The sequence below is a fragment of the Niveibacterium sp. COAC-50 genome, assembly GCF_013184235.1.
Lineage (GTDB): Bacteria > Pseudomonadota > Gammaproteobacteria > Burkholderiales > Rhodocyclaceae > Niveibacterium > Niveibacterium microcysteis.
This window is the reverse complement of sequence record NZ_JABCJM010000001.1, coordinates 1,574,214-1,593,199: the sequence shown is the minus strand read 5'-3', so window position 1 is coordinate 1,593,199 and position 18,986 is coordinate 1,574,214. Positions and strand designations below refer to the sequence as shown.

At 62.9% G+C, this 18,986-nt stretch carries 15 protein-coding genes; 6 read left to right on the top strand and 9 right to left on the bottom strand.

Annotated features, from left to right (window positions below):
* Positions 1-4: 4 nt before the first annotated feature.
* The 8 genes from rquA to HH302_RS07020 form a co-directional block, all read right to left on the bottom strand.
* Positions 5-724 (bottom strand): rhodoquinone biosynthesis methyltransferase RquA, encoded by a 720-nt coding sequence (gene rquA / locus HH302_RS07055; RefSeq protein WP_172200287.1) that lies wholly within the window; start codon positions 722-724, stop codon positions 5-7.
* 201 nt (positions 725-925) lie between these two features.
* Complete coding sequence (gene mfd / locus HH302_RS07050) at positions 926-4,360, bottom strand: transcription-repair coupling factor (RefSeq protein WP_172200284.1); 3,435 nt, start codon at positions 4,358-4,360, stop codon at positions 926-928.
* 84 nt (positions 4,361-4,444) lie between these two features.
* Positions 4,445-5,011 carry a putative metalloprotease CJM1_0395 family protein gene (locus HH302_RS07045; protein ID WP_172200281.1) on the bottom strand — a complete coding sequence of 189 codons (567 nt, stop codon included), beginning with the start codon at positions 5,009-5,011 and terminating at the stop codon, positions 4,445-4,447.
* Between the two features lie 78 nt (positions 5,012-5,089).
* Complete coding sequence (locus HH302_RS07040; protein ID WP_172200278.1) at positions 5,090-5,770, bottom strand: alpha/beta hydrolase; 681 nt, start codon at positions 5,768-5,770, stop codon at positions 5,090-5,092.
* Positions 5,771-5,824: 54 nt separating this feature from the next.
* Positions 5,825-6,925: an AmmeMemoRadiSam system radical SAM enzyme gene (amrS, locus tag HH302_RS07035; protein WP_172200814.1), complete on the bottom strand. Its 1,101-nt coding sequence runs from the start codon at positions 6,923-6,925 to the stop codon at positions 5,825-5,827.
* Complete coding sequence (gene amrA, locus HH302_RS07030; RefSeq protein ID WP_172200275.1) at positions 6,918-7,463, bottom strand: AmmeMemoRadiSam system protein A; 546 nt, start codon at positions 7,461-7,463, stop codon at positions 6,918-6,920. Before amrA ends, amrS begins: the two co-directional genes overlap by 8 nt.
* Positions 7,453-8,268, bottom strand: a complete 816-nt coding sequence (amrB, locus tag HH302_RS07025; protein ID WP_172200272.1) for an AmmeMemoRadiSam system protein B — start codon at positions 8,266-8,268, stop codon at positions 7,453-7,455. Before amrB ends, amrA begins: the two co-directional genes overlap by 11 nt.
* A 63-nt stretch (positions 8,269-8,331) precedes the next feature.
* Positions 8,332-9,597: a DUF4010 domain-containing protein gene (locus HH302_RS07020; RefSeq protein WP_172200269.1), complete on the bottom strand. Its 1,266-nt coding sequence runs from the start codon at positions 9,595-9,597 to the stop codon at positions 8,332-8,334.
* A 72-nt stretch (positions 9,598-9,669) separates the two neighbouring features.
* Here HH302_RS07020 and ispD point away from each other — a divergent pair, with 72 nt between their 5' ends.
* Genes ispD through thpR form a run of 3 tightly spaced genes read left to right on the top strand, consistent with a single transcriptional unit; the run spans position 9,670 to position 11,409 of the window.
* Positions 9,670-10,386, top strand: coding sequence for a 2-C-methyl-D-erythritol 4-phosphate cytidylyltransferase (ispD, locus tag HH302_RS07015; protein WP_172200266.1), 717 nt, complete (start codon positions 9,670-9,672; stop codon positions 10,384-10,386).
* Positions 10,383-10,874, top strand: a complete 492-nt coding sequence (ispF, locus tag HH302_RS07010) for a 2-C-methyl-D-erythritol 2,4-cyclodiphosphate synthase (RefSeq protein ID WP_172200263.1) — start codon at positions 10,383-10,385, stop codon at positions 10,872-10,874. Before ispD ends, ispF begins: the two co-directional genes overlap by 4 nt.
* Positions 10,861-11,409 carry an RNA 2',3'-cyclic phosphodiesterase gene (gene thpR, locus HH302_RS07005; RefSeq protein WP_172200260.1) on the top strand — a complete coding sequence of 183 codons (549 nt, stop codon included), beginning with the start codon at positions 10,861-10,863 and terminating at the stop codon, positions 11,407-11,409. The genes ispF and thpR overlap by 14 nt, the downstream gene beginning before the upstream one ends.
* 8 nt (positions 11,410-11,417) lie before the next feature.
* Here thpR and HH302_RS07000 read toward each other — a convergent pair whose 3' ends face one another.
* Entirely contained in the window at positions 11,418-11,831 is a 414-nt protein-coding gene (locus HH302_RS07000) for a host attachment protein (RefSeq protein WP_172200257.1), read from the bottom strand.
* A gap of 400 nt (positions 11,832-12,231) precedes the next feature.
* Here HH302_RS07000 and HH302_RS06995 point away from each other — a divergent pair, with 400 nt between their 5' ends.
* The 3 genes from HH302_RS06995 to glgX are packed head-to-tail and all read left to right on the top strand — an operon-like array spanning position 12,232 to position 18,942.
* On the top strand, positions 12,232-14,673 hold the full coding sequence (locus HH302_RS06995) for a glycogen/starch/alpha-glucan phosphorylase (protein ID WP_216661770.1): 2,442 nt from the start codon (positions 12,232-12,234) through the stop codon (positions 14,671-14,673).
* Between the two features lies 1 nt (position 14,674).
* Entirely contained in the window at positions 14,675-16,858 is a 2,184-nt protein-coding gene (gene glgB, locus HH302_RS06990; RefSeq protein WP_172200254.1) for a 1,4-alpha-glucan branching protein GlgB, read from the top strand.
* Positions 16,858-18,942 carry a glycogen debranching protein GlgX gene (gene glgX / locus HH302_RS06985; RefSeq protein WP_172200251.1) on the top strand — a complete coding sequence of 695 codons (2,085 nt, stop codon included), beginning with the start codon at positions 16,858-16,860 and terminating at the stop codon, positions 18,940-18,942. Before glgB ends, glgX begins: the two co-directional genes overlap by 1 nt.
* The last annotated feature ends 44 nt before the right edge of the window (positions 18,943-18,986 follow it).

Below are 18,986 nucleotides of genomic sequence, written 5' to 3'. Positions count from 1 at the left end.
ACGCTCAGGCCTCGCGACGCCGTACTTCCACGGCCTGGTAAACGCCGCCGAAATACGTCGTCTTGTGCCAGGTGAAGGCGTCCGCGTTGCTTGCAAAGTCGCGGATTTCGCGGCCCCACATCGCGTAAGCGAAGGGCTCGAGGTAGTGATTCACGAGACGCAGCAACCAGCCCACGGGTTGCCACAGGGCAGGGCGGTGATAGTCGACGAAGAAAACGGTACCGCCGGGCGCGACACGACTGAGCATGCGATCGACCACCGCGTGCTTGAGCGCGTCAGGGATTTCGTGCAGCAGAAAGAAACTGCAGACGAGGTCGTAGTCTGCGCTGCCGGCCCAGGTCGACGCGTCATGTTCAGTGACATGGGCTTGCGGAATCCCGCCGAGTTTTCCTCGTGCCTGCGAGATCTGAATCGGCGTGACGTCGGTCAGGTCAAAGTGGCCTTCCGGCCCGACACGCTGCGCGACGCGCTGCACCAGATCGCCATACACATGAGCCACTTGCCAGACCCGCATGCCCGGCTTGATGCGCTTCAGGTAGGCGCGCATCAGGCGACCTGCATTGCCGAACAGGAGCGTACTGACAACCGCGTTGCGATCGAGGAACCTTACCCAGCGCGGGTTCACATAGGCCCAGTCATAGACTTCGGTCATGTAGTCGGGCAGGCCCGCTGCAGGCGCACGGGCGGCGGGAGCCCGTTGTGCTGCGATGGCTTCGTTGGTCATCGTTTTTGGCCGGGTGTTTTCGGGGAGTTCGCAGGTTAGCATCGCTTGCAGCCGCCACGCTTGCGCCATGGCAAAGGCACACCGGCACTGTTGCGGCGGGCGCGAACCAGGCTTTGCGAATACGCAAAGACGCAGGCCCGGAATCGGGGATCACGCGGCTGGAGACGCGCCACAGCCGAACGGCGAGGCGCCCCGCTGGGCTTATCCGCCCAGCGCCTTCAATACGTCGCGAATCCGCGCGACACGGTCTTTCAGCGTTTCGGACGCAATCGTGACGGTTAGCTTGTCCTGCCCGGCCAGCTTGAAGTGGCGATGCTTCTGGATCAACTGGATGATCCGGATCGGCTCGATCGGCGGGTTGGGTACAAATTGCAGATTGATGCGCGCTTCCGATGCGTCGATCTTGATGATGCCAAGCGGCCGCGCGGCGATACGTAGCCGGTGCGTGTCGAGCAGCGTCTGCGTCTGCGGTGGCATTTCGCCGAAGCGGTCGATCAGCTCTTCCTGGATTGCCTGCAGCTCGTCATTGCCATCGGCGTTAGCCATGCGCTTGTACAGCGTCAGGCGCTCGCCAATATCGCTGCAGTAATCGTTTGGCAGCAGGGCCGGCGCGTGCAGGTTGATCTCGGAGGTCACGTCCAGCGGCTGCGCGAGATCCGGCTCCTTGCCCGACTGCAGATCGCGCACCGCACGCTTGAGCATTTCGCTGTAGAGCGAGAAACCGATCTGCTGGATCTCGCCACTCTGGTTCTCGCCCAGCACCTCGCCAGCGCCACGGATCTCGAGATCGTGCATCGCAAGGTAGAAGCCGGAGCCCAGTTCTTCCATCATCGAAATTGCTTCCAGCCGCTTCTGCGCCTGCGGTGTGGGCTTTGCGTGGGGGTCGGTTAGCAGGTAGGCGTAGGCTTGGTGGTGCGATCGCCCGACGCGACCACGTAGCTGGTGCAGCTGCGCGAGGCCAAAGCGATCGGCGCGATGGATGATGATGGTGTTGGCGGTCGGGATGTTGATGCCGGTTTCGATGATCGTCGTGCACAGCAGCAGGTTGGCGCGTTGCGTCGTGAAGTCGCGCATTACACGCTCAAGTTCGCGCTCCGGCAGCTGGCCGTGGCCCACCACGATGCGTGCTTCCGGCAGCATCTCGGTCAGCTGCTGGCGAACGTTCTCGATCGTCTCTACCTCGTTGTGCAGGAAGTACACCTGCCCGCCACGCTTGAACTCGCGCAGTACCGCTTCGCGTACCACGCCCTTTGAATGCTTCTGAACGAAGGTCTTGATCGCAAGCCGCTTCTGCGGTGCGGTCGCGATCACCGAAAACTCGCGCAGGCCTTCCATCGCCAAGCCCAGCGTGCGAGGGATCGGGGTGGCGGTCAGCGTGAGAATGTCGACTTCGGCACGCAGCGTCTTCAGCGCCTCTTTCTGACGCACGCCAAAGCGGTGCTCTTCGTCGATGATCACAAGCCCAAGGCGCTTGAATTCAACGTCCTTTTGCAGCAGGCGATGCGTGCCGATCAGGATGTCGACCTTGCCTTCCGAGAGCAACTTCAGGGCGTCCGCTTGTTCCTTTGCACTGCGGAAACGGGAGAGCTCGGCGATTTTCACCGGCCAGTCGGCGAACCGGTCGGCGAAGGTCTGGTAATGCTGTTCAGCCAGCAGCGTGGTCGGCGCCAACACCGCCACCTGCTTGCCGTCCGCGACGGCAATGAAAGCGGCACGCAGCGCAACCTCGGTCTTGCCGAAGCCGACGTCACCGCAGACAAGGCGGTCCATCGGGCGGCCCGAGCGCATGTCGGCGACCACCGCCTCGATGGCGGCGAGCTGGTCGGGTGTTTCCTCGAAGCCGAAGCCCTCGGCAAAGGCTTCCAGGTCGTGCTGCTTGAAGTCGAAGCGGTGGCCTTCGCGCGCCGCCCGTTTCGCATACAGGGCCAGCAGCTCCGCGGCAGTGTCGCGCACCTGCTGGGCGGCCTTGCGTTTGGCTTTCTCCCACTGGCCACTGCCGAGGCGGTGCAGATCAACATTGTCCGGGTCTGCGCCGGCGTAGCGGCTGATCACATGCAGCTGCGAGACCGGTACGTAGAGCTTGTCGCCGCCGTTGTATTCGAGATCGAGGAACTCGGTTTCGCCCTCGCCAAGGTCCAGGTGAACGAGGCCCAGATAGCGGCCGATGCCGTGCGAGACATGCACCACCGGGTCGCCGATGCGCAGTTCGGACAGATCGCGCAGCCAGCCTTCCATCGTGGCGGCTTTGCGGTTGTCGCGCCGGGATCGGGTGCGCGCCTGCGTGGCGTAGAGCTCCGCCTCGGTGACCAGTGCGATATTCGCCTGAGGCAGAACAAAGCCACTCGCGATCGGACCGTGCAAAACCGCCAGCGGTGCATCGCCAGCAGCAAACGCAGCCAGATCGGCGGATGCGCTGGCGGCCACGCCGTACTCGCCGAAGTAGTCGAGCAGCGTCTGCTGTCGGCCAGCCGATTCGGCCACGACGAGCACGCGTCCCGCGAAACCGCCGATGAAGCCCTTCAAGCGGTGCAAGGGGTCCGCAGCGCGCCGCTCGACCGCCAGTTCAGGCAGGGCTGCCGAGGCTTCGCCCGCGCCCTTGTCGCCAATGACGATGCGTGGCCGCTCGCCGGTGGCCACAAAGAACTGCTCGGCAGACAGGAACAGCTGTGCCGGGGGCAGCAGTGGCCGCGCCGGATCGCCCGCCATCAGCTTGTAGCGGCTGTTGGTCTCGCGCCAGAAGTCGTCAAACGCGGCGGGCACGTTGCCGTGCAGGGTCAGCGCTGCGTTTGCCGGAAGGTAGTCGAGCACCGTCGCGGTCTGCTCATAGAAGAGTGGTAGGTAGTACTCGATGCCGGCGGGTGCGAGGCCGTTGGATACATCCTTGTAGATCGGGCTGCGCGACGGATCGCCCTCGAATACTTCGCGGAAGCGCGCGCGGAAGGCGGTTCGCCCCTTTTCGTCGAGCGGGAACTCGCGCGCCGGCAGTAGCCGGATTTCCTTGGTTGGGTACACCGTGCGCTGCGAATCCGGATCGAAGGTGCGGATCGTGTCCACATCCTCGTCGAATAGCTCGATCCGGAAAGGGAGTTGCGAGCCCATCGGGAACAGATCGATCAGCCCGCCACGCACTGAGAATTCGCCCGGCCGCACCACCTGTGTCACATGTTCGTAGCCGGCCACCACCATCTGCGCGCGCAACGCGTCGGTATCCAGCCGATCACCCTGCTTGATGAAGAAGGTATGCGCGGCGAGGAATGAGGGTGGGCAGAGCCGGTAAAGCGCCGTCGACGCGGGCACCAGCGTGATGTCCGCATCGCCGCGCTGGATCGCGTAAAGCGTCGCCAGCCGTTCCGAAACGAGATCCTGATGTGGCGAGAAAGCGTCGTAGGGCAGCGTTTCCCAGTCCGGCAGCAGATGTACCCGCAAATTTGGTGCAAACCACGCAATCTCATCGCGCAGGCGTTGCGCGTCGAGCGGATTGGCGGTGATGACGGCCAGCGCCTGTTGGCCCGCCAGCTGTGCAAGCGCCAGCGCGTCGGCAGAGCCATGCAGGCGAGGCAGATCGATGCGGCGGCCGGCGGCCGGAATAGGACTGGCGTCGATCGCCTGCAGGCGAAGCGGGAGCGGCTGGGTCATGGGCGCGGGGGCATATGAGCGAGGCGCAGGATTATACGCGCCGTGCCCACTGGCGCCGCCGCGGCGGGCTACGCCCGGCGCGAATCAAGCGCGCGCGGCAATCAGGTTACCTGCGACAGCCGAAAAGGCCTCTTCCGCAGCTTGGTAGGCTTTGACCGCGCTGGCCGCAGCCGAACTGATGCCGGCTGCCTTGGTCTGGGACTCTTGCGTGTTCTGTGCCATCTCCGCCTGAGCTTTCGCTGCAAGGCGGCCCGCTTGGGCGGCGACGCTGTAATCCTGTGCCGATGGGTCGGACGGCGCCATGGCTGCGTTGCGGATCTGCTCGGCCTTGCGCACGGTTTCTTGTGGCGTCCGCGCCTTCGACACGTCGATCGATACGTCACCACCCACCGCGTAGCGTTGGCCGTCGGGGCCCGTCTCGTACTTGAAATTGACGCCGCCGCGAATCAGGTTGCCGCCAGCGGCAACGTGCGCCTGCTCATGCGCACGAACTTCCTGGTCGCGCTTCTTCAGCTTCTCGACCTGCTTCTTCTGTTCCTCGCTGAGTTCGCCGCTCGATGCAGTGTCGGATTTTTGAGCGCGAGAGGCTCCTTGCGTCGGGGCGGACGCAAAGGTACGCGCGACGAAACTGGCATCCACTCCGCCAATCATTCTGGGCCTCCAGTTCTAAGCCTAGAACGTGGGGAGGCGCCTGACGAGGGTACGACTCTGCTTGTGGTGCCTGGGCAATTATCCGTTGCTGGCCAGATCGAGCGTAGCGGGGCGCCATTGCTCGACCCATTGCAGGGCGGCGCGTGCGGCCTCGTCCAGTGTGCCGGGCTCGATAAAGCGCTCACTCGCACGCGAAATCTCAAGCCAGGACTTGTCGCTTTCGAGCAATTGGTAGGCGTGAGCCGCCGGGTCGCGCGTCGGGTCGTCGCTGCCGCCGGCGATGGCAAGCAAGGGCACCCGGTTACGCCGAAGTGGGGCGGCGCCGGCGAGGTCGATGCGGCCGGCACGGGTGACGAGCGCGAAGGGCTGCGGGTCGATGACCTCGGCGGTCTTGACGGCAGCGGCACCGCAGGTTCCGACGGCGCTGATGGCGAGCGCCAGCTGGCCAAGCTGCGGTTGGTGCTGGGCCCATTCGATGACCTGGGTCAGGCGTTCGGTCAGCTTGGGTACATCGAATCGCGCATCCGGGTCGCGCTTCTCTTCATATGCAGTCAGGCCGTCGAGCAGAAGCGTGGCGTAGCCCGCTTTGCGGAAAACTTCGGTGAAGACGAACTCGCGACTGTCGGCCCGCGCGATTGGCGCTGCGGCAACGCAGACAAGTAGCGCCTTCGCATCCGGGATATGCGACAGCAGGGCGCTCAGCCAGGCGCCCTTGGCGGGAATGCTCAGTTCAGTCGTGCGATGGATGAAGCCGGCCATGGGTACCGCAAACCTTCCTTCTGCCAACGGTGCCCGGTGCGCCGGCCCTGGCCTTCAGCCCTGGGCCGTACCCAGGTGGACGGGAATACGTCGCGCACCGAACGGTTTTTCAAACTTGCCGAAACGCCCGGCCAATCGCGTGCCGCACGCGATGCAGCAGCCCTGATCGGCGAGCCGATAATCAAGAATGTTGTACCAGTCTCTGACGATTAACGGCACACCGCAGCCGGAACAATAGGTTGTTCCGCCTTCGCTGTCGTGAACGTTGCCCGTATAGACGTGATGCAGCCCGGCGTCTCGGGCGATGCGTCGGGCGAGCGAGAGCGTCGCCGGTGGCGTCGGCGGCCGGTCGGTGAGTTTGAAGTCCGGGTGGAACGCGGTGAAATGCAGCGGCACATCGGGCCCGAGTTCGCGCAGGATCCAGTCCGCCATGGCGGTCAGTTCTGCCGGATTGTCGTTCGCGCCGGGAATCAGCAAGGTGGTGATCTCCACCCACACTTTGGATTCGTGGTGCAACCACACAAGCGTGTCGAGCACCGGCGCGAGGTGGGCCCCAGTCAGCCGCACGTAGAAATCGTCGGAGAAGGCTTTCAGATCGACATTAGCGGCATCGATGTCGGCGTAGAACTCGGCGCGGGCTGCCGGCGATATGTACCCGGCTGTCACCGCGACGGTATGAACGCCGCGCGTATGGCAGGCCACAGCCGTGTCGATTGCGTACTCGGCAAAGATCACCGGGTCGTTGTATGTGAACGCCACACTGGCTGCGCCGTAGCGCTGCGCGGCCGATGCGATCTGATCAGGCGTGGCCTGGTCCATCAGCCGATCCATGTCGCGCGATTTCGAAATGTCCCAGTTCTGGCAGAACTTGCACGCCAGATTGCAGCCCGCGGTGCCGAAGGACAGCACGCTGCTTCCGGGGTAGAAATGGTTCAGCGGTTTCTTCTCGACCGGGTCGATGCAGAAGCCTGAGCTGCGCCCGTAAGTCGACAGGAGTATCGCATCGCCGCGACGCTCGCGGACGAAGCAAGCGCCACGTTGATCGGCATGCAGCTTGCACTCGCGTGGGCACAGATCGCACTGGATGCGACCATCGTCGAGCCAGTGCCACCAGCGCGCGGGGTAGTCGGCAGGCGGGCCGACACGCTCACGCATCATGGAATTTCTCAACCTGGTAACGACCAACGTGCATCGTGTCCGGCCAGTGCTCCAGGCGCATGCCGGCTTTGCGGCGCAACTCGGTGAGGAACTGCGACGGTTCGGAGAGCGATTCCCACACTTGAGGCAGGAAGGTGGCGCGGTGGGCGCCGTATTCAAGGATGACGCCGTCGACCCCGGGGCGTATCCAGGCGATCGCGTCAGCCTCGGTCGCACAGACGCGCCACTCCGTAGGCCCGAGCACCGACACCTCGACCTGCAGATCGCCCCATTCGTTTGGTGCCACGGGCGGGAAACGCGGGTCGTGGAAGGCAGCGGCGGCCGCATTGGCGGCAATGTCCTCACCCAGCGCGCGCTGCGGCGTCAAGGAACCGATGCAACCGCGCAGACGGCCGAAGTGGGTGAGGGTGACGAAAGCCGCGCCCGGTTTGTGCAGGGCCGGCGCATCGTCCGGTACGGGGAAATCCAGCCCCAGCCGGCTCGCAATGGCGTGTCGGGCATGGGCAACCAGCAGCGATCCGTTTTCAGTGAGCATTTCGTTCCCCTTCAAACAGAGCGACCGCGCAGTAGCCGACCACGCGTGCACGGTCACCGGCCGTGTCACCGGAACTGCATTGGTCGAGCAGCTGGGTGCGCATTGCGTGATGCGCCGCGGTCTGCAATAGCCCGTTCAGCGGGTAGGCGCCGCAGGCCTGTTCAGGTTCGATATTCGACTCCAGATCCAGGATGCGTCGCACCGTATCGCGGTCCAGCTCTTGCGCCTCGCGATAGCCGTGGTAGTGCGAGAGGTCCGTGCTGAGCACGAAGAGCGTTTCGGGCCCGCCCCACAGGTGCTCGATCACGCTGGCGACCGTTTGAGCATCCGCTTTCCCTACCGCCAGCGGAACCACTTTGAAGTGGTCGAGAACTGCCTGAAGAAATGGCAGCTGCACTTCCAGGCTGTGCTCGGCGGCGTGCGCAGCGTCATATACGCAGACACCCGGCATGGCCCGAATGCCGGCCAGCGCTTCCTGGTCTACCGGCACAACACCGAATGGGGTCGCGAAGGCGTCGCAGGCGGGAAGGGCGATGCCATGCAATGGCACGCGATGCGTGGGCCCCAGGATCACGACGCGCGAATACTGGGCGGCCCAAGGCTTGAGGCAAGCAAACGCATGCGCTGCGGTACGCCCGGAATAGATGTAGCCGGCGTGTGGCACCACCAGTGCTTTCGGGCAGTTGCCGGGCACGGGCGCACTGTTGCGGGCAAACAGCTGCTCCAGCATGGCGTCGAGCTCTCGCGGATCGCCGGGGTAGAAGAATCCAGCGACTGCGGGGGGACGGATGCTCGCTGACGCCATGGCAACTCCCGATTGGGCCGGAGGGCGGCCCTTGCGATTCAATTATAGAAACTGGCCGGCGCGCTACTGCGCCGTGTGCATCAAGGCCAGCGCGACCGCAAGACCGCCGCCAACCAGACCCATGCCAATCGCGACCGGTCGCGCTAATTCACGCCCGCCGACGACCAGCGCGGTGCCGGCCTTGAAGACGAGGTTGGATAGCGCGGCAAGCGCGATCGCAGTCGCCGCTGCAGTCGGTGCCAGTTTGCCTGCCGCCTCCAGTTGCAGGCTCGATAGCGAGATTGCGTCCACGTCCGTCAGCCCTGAGGCCAGCGCCACGGCGTAGAGGCCGCGCGTACCAACGCTTTCAGTCAGCCATGTGGATAGAAGCAGCACGCCGCCGTAGAGCACCGCGAAACCGATCGCCACCCGTACTTCGGTCGGGTTGCGTGTCTGCGGCAAGGGCAGGCTACCGGGGCTGGCGGCGGCGCCCCAAGACGCAAGCAGATAGAGCATGCCCGGCACCAGGCCAGCTGCCATCATGAGGGCTACGGGCGACAGCGCTGCCGGGGCAACCACCGCAGCGAACAGGCTCAGCCGCACCAGCATCACCAGGTTGGCGATCAGGATCACGCGCCCCGCTGTACCGGCGAACTTCGCGTCGCCGCGCGCATGGCGGGCGAAGATCAGCGTTGTCGCAGTTGAGGAAACAAGCCCACCGGCAAACCCCAGCAACAGCGTGCCGTAGCGATCGCCGAAGAGCCGCAAGCCTGCATAGCCGGCCAGACTGACGCCCGAGATCAAGACCACCATCCACCAGATCTGGTGGGGGTTAAGGGCGCCATATGGGCCGAACCCCTTGTCCGGCAAGACTGGCAGCACCACCAGGCTCAAGGTGGCGAACTGCAGCATCGAGATCCACTCGGCATGGGTCAGCTTGCTCGCGATCCCGGACAACTCGGTCTTGAAGTACAGCAGGGCGGTAATCAGCACTGCGAGAATCACGGCCAATGGCGTCTGCCCGAGCCACACCAGCACGCCAAGCAGATAGCAAGCGAGCAGCGCGACCACAGAGGTGGTGCCTGAATCCGCCGGGTTCGGGTGGCGCAGATGGGCCGCGATGATCATCACCGCGACCGAGAGCAGGCTTGCGCCAATCAGCCAAGGGCTGGCGAGCTGCTGTGCGACCAGCGCTGAGAGGGCGCCCAGGAGGGCAACCAGCGTGAAGGTGCGCACACCGGCTTGAGCCGAGCTGTTCCGTTCACGCTCAAGCCCGATCAAGAACCCAATGCCGCCACTCACGATCAAGGGCTGAAGGCTGGCCAATACTGGCGTCTGGGCGAACTCCATGAAGTGATCCTCCCTCTGGCTGCCAGCATACGGCGGCATCGCCGCCAGCGCACGTCACGCTAGAATTCGGCGATGACGCTTATCAATCCTCAACCGAGCTTTCACGCGCTGATTCCCGCCGCGGGCAGCGGCTCGCGCATGGGCAGTGAGCTGCCGAAACAGTACATCGACCTCCTTGGTCGCCCGGTGATCCGGCATACGCTCGACGCCCTGCTTGCTGTGGGCGCCCTGAGCCGTGTCTGGGTCGTGCTCGCGCCCGACGACGCACACTGGACCAACTACCAATGGCCCAGCGACCCACGTATCACCGTACTCCGTTGTGGTGGTGCGACACGCGCCGAGAGTGTTGCCAACGCCTTGCAGGACGTCGCCAAGCAGACGGATCCGGCCGCTTGGATGCTGGTGCACGATGCGGCGCGGGCTTGTGTATCGCCCCAGTTGGTTGGTCGCATGATCGAGGAGCTCTCCGATGACCCTGTCGGCGGTTTGCTCGCCGTGCCGGTGGCGGACACCTTGAAGCGCGCGGGGGACGACGGCCGCGTGGCGCAGACAATCCCCCGTGCAGGCCTGTGGCAGGCGCAAACACCTCAGATGTTCCGCCTCGGCATGTTGCGCGAGGCACTTGCTGCGTATCCCGATGTGACCGATGAGGCCGGGGCGATTGAGGCCTGCGGCCTGAGCCCGCGTTTGATTGCGTCCGATGCGACCAACTTCAAAGTCACCTTTCCCGATGACCTCGCAATGGCGGCGCGCCTTTTGTTGAGCAGCGCTGCGGAGCTCCAGAAATGATTCCATTCCGTGTTGGCCAGGGCTTCGATGTGCACGCACTGGTGCCGGGCCGCAAACTCATTATCGGCGGTGTCGACATCCCTTTTGATCGCGGGCTGCTCGGGCACTCCGACGCCGATGTTCTGCTCCATGCCATCACCGATGCCGTGCTGGGCGCTGCTGGCCTGGGTGATATCGGTCGGCATTTTCCCGATACCGATGAGCGTTTTGCAGGGGCGGACAGTCGCGTTCTGCTGCGCGAGGCTGTGGCCTCAGTGCATGCGGCCGGTTGGCGCGTCGGCAACCTCGACGCAACGGTGATTGCTCAAGCACCGAAGATCCTTCCGCACGTGCCGGCGATGGTCGCAAACATTTCAGCCGATCTGGGCGTTGCCGCAGACGCTGTAAACCTGAAAGGCAAGACCACCGAACGCCTTGGTTTTACCGGCCGTGGCGAAGGTATTGCGGCTGAGGCAGTCGCATTGCTGGTTCGCGATGGGGTCGCCTGAGGCAGCGTCTCGTCTTTTCTTCGCGCTTTGGCCGACCGAGCGCGCCGCGAAGGCGCTTGCCAGCATGCGCGACGACGCGTCGCTGGTCCGCGCCGGCCGCGCCATGCCGACGGACTCATTGCACTGCACGTTGGCCTTTGTCGGTGATCAGGATGCTGCCTCGCTCGGGCGGCTGATGACAGTCGCCGCAGTGGTACGCGGCGGCTCGTTCGACGTTCGCTTCGATCAGCTCAATCATTGGCCGCACAACCGCATTGTCTGGGCGGGTATGTCGGCAGTGCCTCCGGCTCTCGTTCGGCTCGCCAGTCAGCTACACGCTGGTTTGCATTCGGCGGGCTTTGGCCCGCTCGCACCGCTGACGATGCCGCACATCACGCTGCTGCGCCACGCGCGTCCCGAAGGCGTATTGCCCGAACCTGACCCCGCCGCGTGGTGCTGCGCCGAATTCGTCCTGGCCTGCGCAGCAAAAAAAGAGGCGAGCAGTTCGCGCTATGAAGTGCTCGCGCGATGGCCGCTCGCCGGGGGAGGGGAGTGAGGGCTATTTCACGGGCACAGGCAGTCGCCCAGCTTGCCGCACAGGTCGGCAGGGGTGTTCTTCGTGTAATCCTTTTCCAGGCGTCCGCTGACCTTCATCTGGGTTGGTGAATCGAGTTCGGCATTCAACAAGCCCATGAAGGTGGGCGGTGCCACCAGCACCGCGCGCGAGAAACGGTTGTGGTTGCGCCCGCTCTTGAGTTCGCCCGCAAGCCGATGCGCGAACCCTTTGGCGCGGTTTCGTCGCAGGTCTCCAGGGCCGTGCCAAGCACTTCGATCCATCGCGCCGATCGACAGGTCCTCGACCAGGCCATCGCTCTCCGGCTCGATCTGTTTGACCAGGGTCAAACCCTTGTTAGGACCCTGATTCTCATAAAGCGCGGCGGAACGGGCGTTGGCTACGAGCACCCAGGTAATCGACATATCAATCCTCCTCACGGGTTCGAATCGCGCCGAATGGCACGAAATTCCAGACTAGACCCTCGTTCGAGGAAGGAAAAGGCGATGTGCAGGTGACAGCTTCCTGAGTGGCAGCAAAGCCGGTTTTGCCGTGTCGGATTGCTGCAATGCAGCGCGATAAACACCGTTTATCAAGCAATGTAGATCAAGAAGGCCATCGGGCACCCCGGTAACTTCCGCCCCACGTTACCGCCCCGGTACCTGCTTGGTTGCTTCAGACAGACAGCTTTGCAACCAGCAAATGTGCTATCTATGGATACACGCACCACCGGAGCGGTTTGGCAGACAAATGCGCAGTAAGCGCAAAGGAGTCAAACCCATGTCCCCCCGAATTTCTGGCCTGTTGTCCCTACAAGGAGCAGTGATGAACAAGATGGGCTCCGAACCTCTCGATCAGGGCGGTATCGATGTCACCTTCGACGTCTCGGTCGAGCGTCACCTAAAGAATGAAGTCGGCGCTACCCAAGCGACGGCAACCCCGACGGACTGGATGCGCGCAACCGCGCTGACCGCCCGTGAAGGTCTGGCAGCCCGCTGGCTGCAGACCCAGCATGACGACAACGCCGTGGGTGCGCGTCGTGCCTACTACCTCTCCGCCGAATTCCTGATCGGTCGTGCAATGAGCAACGCGCTCGCCGCACTGAACCTCGACAAGGACTTCGCGTCGGAAATGAAGAAGATGAAGCTTGAAGCTTCCGACGTGCTCGAAACCGAACCGGATGCCGCGCTCGGCAACGGCGGTCTGGGTCGTCTGGCAGCCTGCTTCCTTGATTCGCTCGCAACGCTCGGCGTGCCGTCGTTCGGCTACGGCATCCGTTACGAGTTCGGCATGTTCACGCAGCGTATCCAGGACGGCAAGCAGGTCGAAACGCCGGATAACTGGCTCGCAAACGGCAACCCGTGGGAATTCCCGCGTCGCGACATTCACTACATCGTGCCGTTTGGCGGCTGGGTGGAATATGTGAATGGCCGTCCAGTCTGGACCCCGTCCGAGCGCATCATGGCGCGCGCCTACGACATGGTGATCCCGGGCCACGGTACCGAGCGCGTGTCCACGCTGCGTCTGTGGAAGGCCACCGCGCTGGAAGAGCTGGATTTGTCGGCACACACCCGCGGCGACTACGCCCGTGCTGCCGAAACGCGCAGCAAGGCCGAGAACATCTCCTGGGTTCTGTACCCGGATGACAGCACCCCGCAAGGTCGCGAGCTGCGTCTGCGTCAGGAATTCTTCTTCGTCACCGCTTCGCTGCAGGACATCATCGCGCGCCACATCCGCGCCTACAGCAGCCTCGACAACCTGTACGAAAAGGCCGCCATCCAGCTGAACGATACGCACCCGGCCCTGGCTGTGCCTGAGCTGATGCGCTTGCTGATGGATGAGCATGATCTGACCTGGGATGATGCCTGGTATCAGACCTCGCGCATCATCTCCTACACCAACCACACGCTGATGCCGGAAGCGATCGAGACCTGGCCGGTCGGCATCATGCAGTACCTGCTGCCGCGTCACCTCGACATCATTTACGAGATCAACCGTCGCTTCCTCTCGATGGTTGCTGCTCGCTTCCCTGGCGACACCGCGCTGCTGAGCCGCGTTTCGCTGATTGCTGAAGATGGCGAAAAGCGTGTCCGCATGGGCAACCTGTCGATCGTCGCTTCGACCAAGGTCAACGGCGTCGCCAAGCTGCACTCGGATCTGATGGTGCAGACGATCTTCGCGGACTTCGCGAAGATCTATCCGGATCGCTTCACCAACGTGACCAACGGCGTGACGCCGCGTCGCTGGCTTGGCCAGTGCAACCCGGGCCTCACCAAGCTGATCAGCAAGAAGCTGCGCGGTCAGTGGCAGATCGACCTTGATCAGCTGAGCAAGCTGAAGAAGTATGCGGATGACGAAGCGTTCTGCGCCGAAGTCGCCAAGGTCAAGCTTGCGAACAAGGAACGCCTGGCCGCTTACATCAAGCGTGAGACCGGCATCGTGGTCGATCCGAATGCGCTGTTCGACATTCAGGTCAAGCGTATCCACGAATACAAGCGCCAGCTGCTGAACGTGCTGCACGTGATTCAGCGCTATCGCGAAATGATCGCGAACCCGGATGCTGATTGGCAGCCGCGTGTTCACGTCTTCGCCGGCAAGGCCGCCTCGGCCTACAAGATGGCGAAGCTGATCATCCGCCTGATCCATGACGTTGCCCGCACCGTCAACAACGATCCGCGCATCAAGGATCGCCTGAAGGTTGTCTTCCTGCCTGACTATCGTGTCTCCGTGGCAGAAAAGATCTTCCCGGCAGCGGACATTTCCGAGCAGATCTCGACCGCGGGTACGGAAGCTTCGGGTACCGGCAACATGAAGTTCGCCCTGAACGGCGCACTGACTGTCGGCACCTGGGACGGCGCCAACATCGAAATCGCCGAGAACGTCGGTCTGGACAACATCTTCATCTTTGGTCTGCGCACCGAAGAAGTCGAGAAGCTGTCGCAAGAGGGCTACAATCCGCGTGCGTGGTACGAGGGGAACGCCGATCTGAAAGCAGTGCTAGACATGATCGCCAGCGGCTACTTCACCCCGGAAGAGCCGAACCGTTATCAGGCAATCGTCGAAACGCTGCTCGGCCGCGACCAGTACTTCCTGCTTGCCGACTTCGCAGCCTACGTTGAGACCCACCGCCAAGTTGACGCCGCTTACCGCGATCGCGCCAACTGGCTGACCAAGGTGGTCCACAACATCAGCGGCATGGGGATGTTCTCGTCAGACCGTACGATTGGCGAATACTGCAAAAACATCTGGGGCATAAAGACTCGCTGACATGCTGACAGCCGACGACATCGCGGCATTGCTCGAAGCCAGGCACGGTGATCCATTCGCCGTGCTCGGCATGCACACGGACGCTGACGGTCGCTTGCGACTGTCAGCGTTTTTTCCTGGCGCAACGGAAGTCGTTTGCGTGGACACGGCGGACGGACGTGATGTTGTCGCGCTCGACTGCCTTCACGCCGACGGCTTCTACGAAGGCATCATTCCGCGCAAGCGGGAGGTCTTCGCATATCGCTACAGGGTCACCTGGCACAACGGCACGGTGTCTGACATCGAAGACCCGTATCGTTTTCCGCCGATCCTTGGCGAGACAGACGCCTGGCTGTTGGCCGAGGGTACGCACCTGCGTCCCTTTGAGGTCCTTGGTGCCCATCCGCGGGTGATCGAGGGTGTTGCTGGCACAGCGTTTGCCGTCTGGGCACCCAATGCGCAACGCGTGTCAGTCGTTGGCGACTTCAATCAGTGGGATGGACGGCGTAACCCAATGCGTCTGCGTCGGGAATGCGGTGTCTGGGAAATCTTCATGCCGGGTCTCGGTGTGGGGACGCTCTACAAGTTTGAGATCCGCGCACAGAGCGGCGAGTTGATGAGCAAGGCGGATCCCTGCGGTTTCGGGTCCGAGTTGCGGCCACGCACTGCGAGTGTGGTGGCGAATTTGCCTGCACGCCGGGCCTTGCCCGATGGCCGCAAAGAGGCCAACTCGCTCGATGCGCCGATCAGCGTTTACGAAGTACATCTCGGCTCCTGGAAGCGCGTCCCTGAAGACGGTGACCGATTCCTGAACTGGGATGAATTGGCTGCGGATCTGATTCCGTACGCCAAGGATCTGGGCTTTACCCACCTCGAATTGATGCCGATTTCCGAGCATCCGTTCGATGGTTCTTGGGGCTATCAGCCGGTTGGCATGTATGCGCCGACGGCTCGGTTTGGTTCGCCTGATGGGTTCGGGCGCTTCGTTGATGCGGCCCATGCGGCGGGCCTAGGCGTGCTGCTTGATTGGGTGCCGGGCCATTTCCCGACCGATTCGCACGGGTTGGGCCGATTCGACGGTTCGTCCCTATACGAGCACTCGGATCCGCGCGAGGGTTACCACCCAGACTGGAATACCCTGATCTTCAATTACGGGCGCACGGAAGTCCGTAACTATCTGGTGGGCAACGCGCTTTACTGGATCGAGCGTTGGGGTACGGATGGCCTGCGCGTTGATGCGGTTGCGTCGATGCTTTACCGCGACTACTCCCGCAAAGCCGGCGAGTGGGTGCCCAACGTTTATGGCGGGCGCGAGAACCTTGAAGCGATCGGGTTCCTCAGGCGCGCCAACGAAGTTGTTGGCGAGCATTGTCCCGGCGCGATCATGGCTGCTGAAGAGTCGACGGCCTGGCCGGCGGTTTCGCGGCCGACCTACGCTGGCGGGCTTGGCTTCCACTACAAGTGGAACATGGGGTGGATGCACGACACGCTTGAGTACATGAAGCGTGCGCCGATTCATCGTCGCTACCACCACGATCAGCTCACATTCGGTCTCGTCTATGCCTTTGACGAGAACTTCATGTTGCCGCTATCGCATGACGAAGTCGTCCACGGCAAGGGCTCTTTGCTCGACAAGATGCCGGGTGATGCGTGGCAGAAGTTCGCGAATCTGCGCGCTTACTACGGTTTCATGTGGAGTCATCCGGGCAAGAAGCTGCTGTTCATGGGTGGCGAGTTTGCCCAAGGGCGGGAGTGGAACCATGATCGCAGCCTTGACTGGCACCTCCTTGAGCATCCGCTTCATCGCGGCATGCAGCAGTTGGTAAAGGATCTCAATGCGCTCTACCGGCGTCTGCCGGCATTGCATCAACGGGATTGCGAGCGCGAGGGTTTCGCCTGGCTCGACATGCACAATGCTGATTGGTCAACGCTTGTCTTTGCGCGCTTCGGCCGTGATGACGATGCGATGGCTGTAACGGCCTGCAACTTCACGCCCGAACCGCGTAACGGCTACCGGATTGGCGTGCCGCGTGCTGGCAGCTATCGAGAAGTCTTGAATACGGACTCCGAAATTTACGGCGGGTCCAATCTCGGTAACGGCAACGCGCCTATCGTCACCGAACCGGTGCCGTGGGCCGGTCACGCACAATCGATCGTGGTGACGCTACCGCCGCTGGCTTCGATCGTTCTTGAATACGCGCGCTGATGCATCTTCCTTCCCGACTCGCAAATGGGCGCGCATGGCCGCTCGGCGCAACTGCTGATAGTGAGGGCGTAAACTTCGCCCTCTTTTCGGCCAATGCGACCCGGGTAGAACTTTGCATTTTCAACCACGACGGCACCACGGAGATCACGCGATTTCCGATGCCGGCGCGGACCGGCGACGTCTGGCACGGCTATCTGGAATCGGTTGGTCCTGGCTTGGTCTATGGCTACCGGGTGCACGGGCCGTACGAGCCGGAGCGCGGCCATCGGTTCAACCCGAACAAGCTGCTGCTGGACCCTTACGCACGTGAGATCGTTGGCGAGTTTCGATGGAAGAACGAGCATTTCGGTTTCGAGATGCGTCACCCCGACGGTCACCGGTCGTTCAGTACGACTGACAATGGCCGGTCGGCGCTGAAGGCCCGCGTAGTCCTTGATTTGCCCTCGACGGGTGAAGTTCGCCCTCGAGTACCGCCAGAGCAGACGGTCATCTATGAAGCCCACGTCAAGGGGCTGACGATGCTTCACCCCAAGGTGCCCGACGAGTTGCGTGGCACCTATCTGGGCGTCTGCCACCCTGCGGTCATCGAGCATATGCAGAAGCTCGGCGTCACGACCATCGAGTTGCTGCCCGTTCAGTTTGGCGTTCCGGAGCAGCATGTCGTTGCGCGCGGCATGACCAACTACTGGAATTACAACCCGCTCGCGTATTTCGCAGTCGAGCCGCGTTACTGGTCGCGTACCACCTCGTCGCCCGAGGCTGAGTTCCGCGAAATGGTGGATACCCTCCATGCTGCCGGGCTCGAAGTGGTGATCGATGTGGTGTACAACCACACCGCCGAAGCAGGTGAGACCGGGCCCACCCTTTGTTACCGCGGCATTGACCACCAAAGCTATTACCGGCTGCAGCCCAACGACCCATCGCATTGCGAGAATCTCACCGGCTGCGGCAACACGGTGAACGTGGCGCATCCGCGCGTCACGCAGTTGGTGCTGGATTCCCTGCGGTATTGGGTCAATAACTTTGGCGTCGACGGTTTCCGCTTTGACCTGGCTCCGGCCATCGGGCGGCGGGCGCATGGCTTTGATCCGGATGCCGCGTTCTTCGTGGCCTTCGAGCAGGATCCGGTGCTGTCCACCGTGAAGCGCATCGCCGAGCCGTGGGATCTTGGCCACGACGGCTATCGGCTCGGGCAGTTCCCGACTGCGTGGATGGAGTGGAACGACAAGTTTCGCGACACCGCACGCGGGTTCTGGCTACAGCACAACCGCAGCCGTGGCGAGTACGCGCGGCGCATCATGGCGTCGAGCGACATCTTTCAGGGCTCGCATCGAGCGCCGCTGTGCAGCGTCAACTTCATCACCGCGCACGATGGCTTCAGCCTCGAAGACCTTGTTTCGTACAAGGAAAAACACAACGAGGCGAACGGCGAGGACAACCGCGACGGGCATTCTCACAACCTCAGCACGAACTGCGGCGAAGAGGGTCCGACGACCAAACCCGCCGTGCTGATGGAGCGTCGCCGCCTCAAGCGCGCGCTGCTGGCAACGCTGCTGCTTTCACGCGGTACGCCCATGCTGCTGGCTGGCGACGAGTTTGGCCGATCGCAAGGCGGTAACAACAACGCCTATTGCCAGGACAACGAGATCTCTTGGCTGGATTGGTCGCAGTTCGACGAGAAGTTGTGCGAGTTCGTCGCATTGCTGATTCGCCTGCGCGGCGTCCACGGTGCCATGCCGAATGCCATGTGGGGCGGTCGCATGGACGCTGCCCACGCGCCCTATGACCTCGTTTGGTACAACCCGCATGGCGGCGTGATGACCGCGGAAGACTGGAATCAGAGCCACGAACACAGCTTCAGCGCGATCTTTACCCCGTCACCGGGGACGCGTGGACCGCGACTCGCGCTGCTGCTCAATGGCGATGTTCAGGCCGTTCAGTTCGAACTTCCATCGGGCCCTTGGCAGCGGGTGTTCGATACGGATCTGGATGAACCCTTCCAGCCCGCGAGCTGTACAACGCGCTACACCTTGGCGCATCGCGCCGTAGCAGCGCTTTTCTCATTGCCGGTTGGCGCCCCCTGAACGCCAAATGGCCCGCTAGATAGATCACGACAATAAAGAAAGGA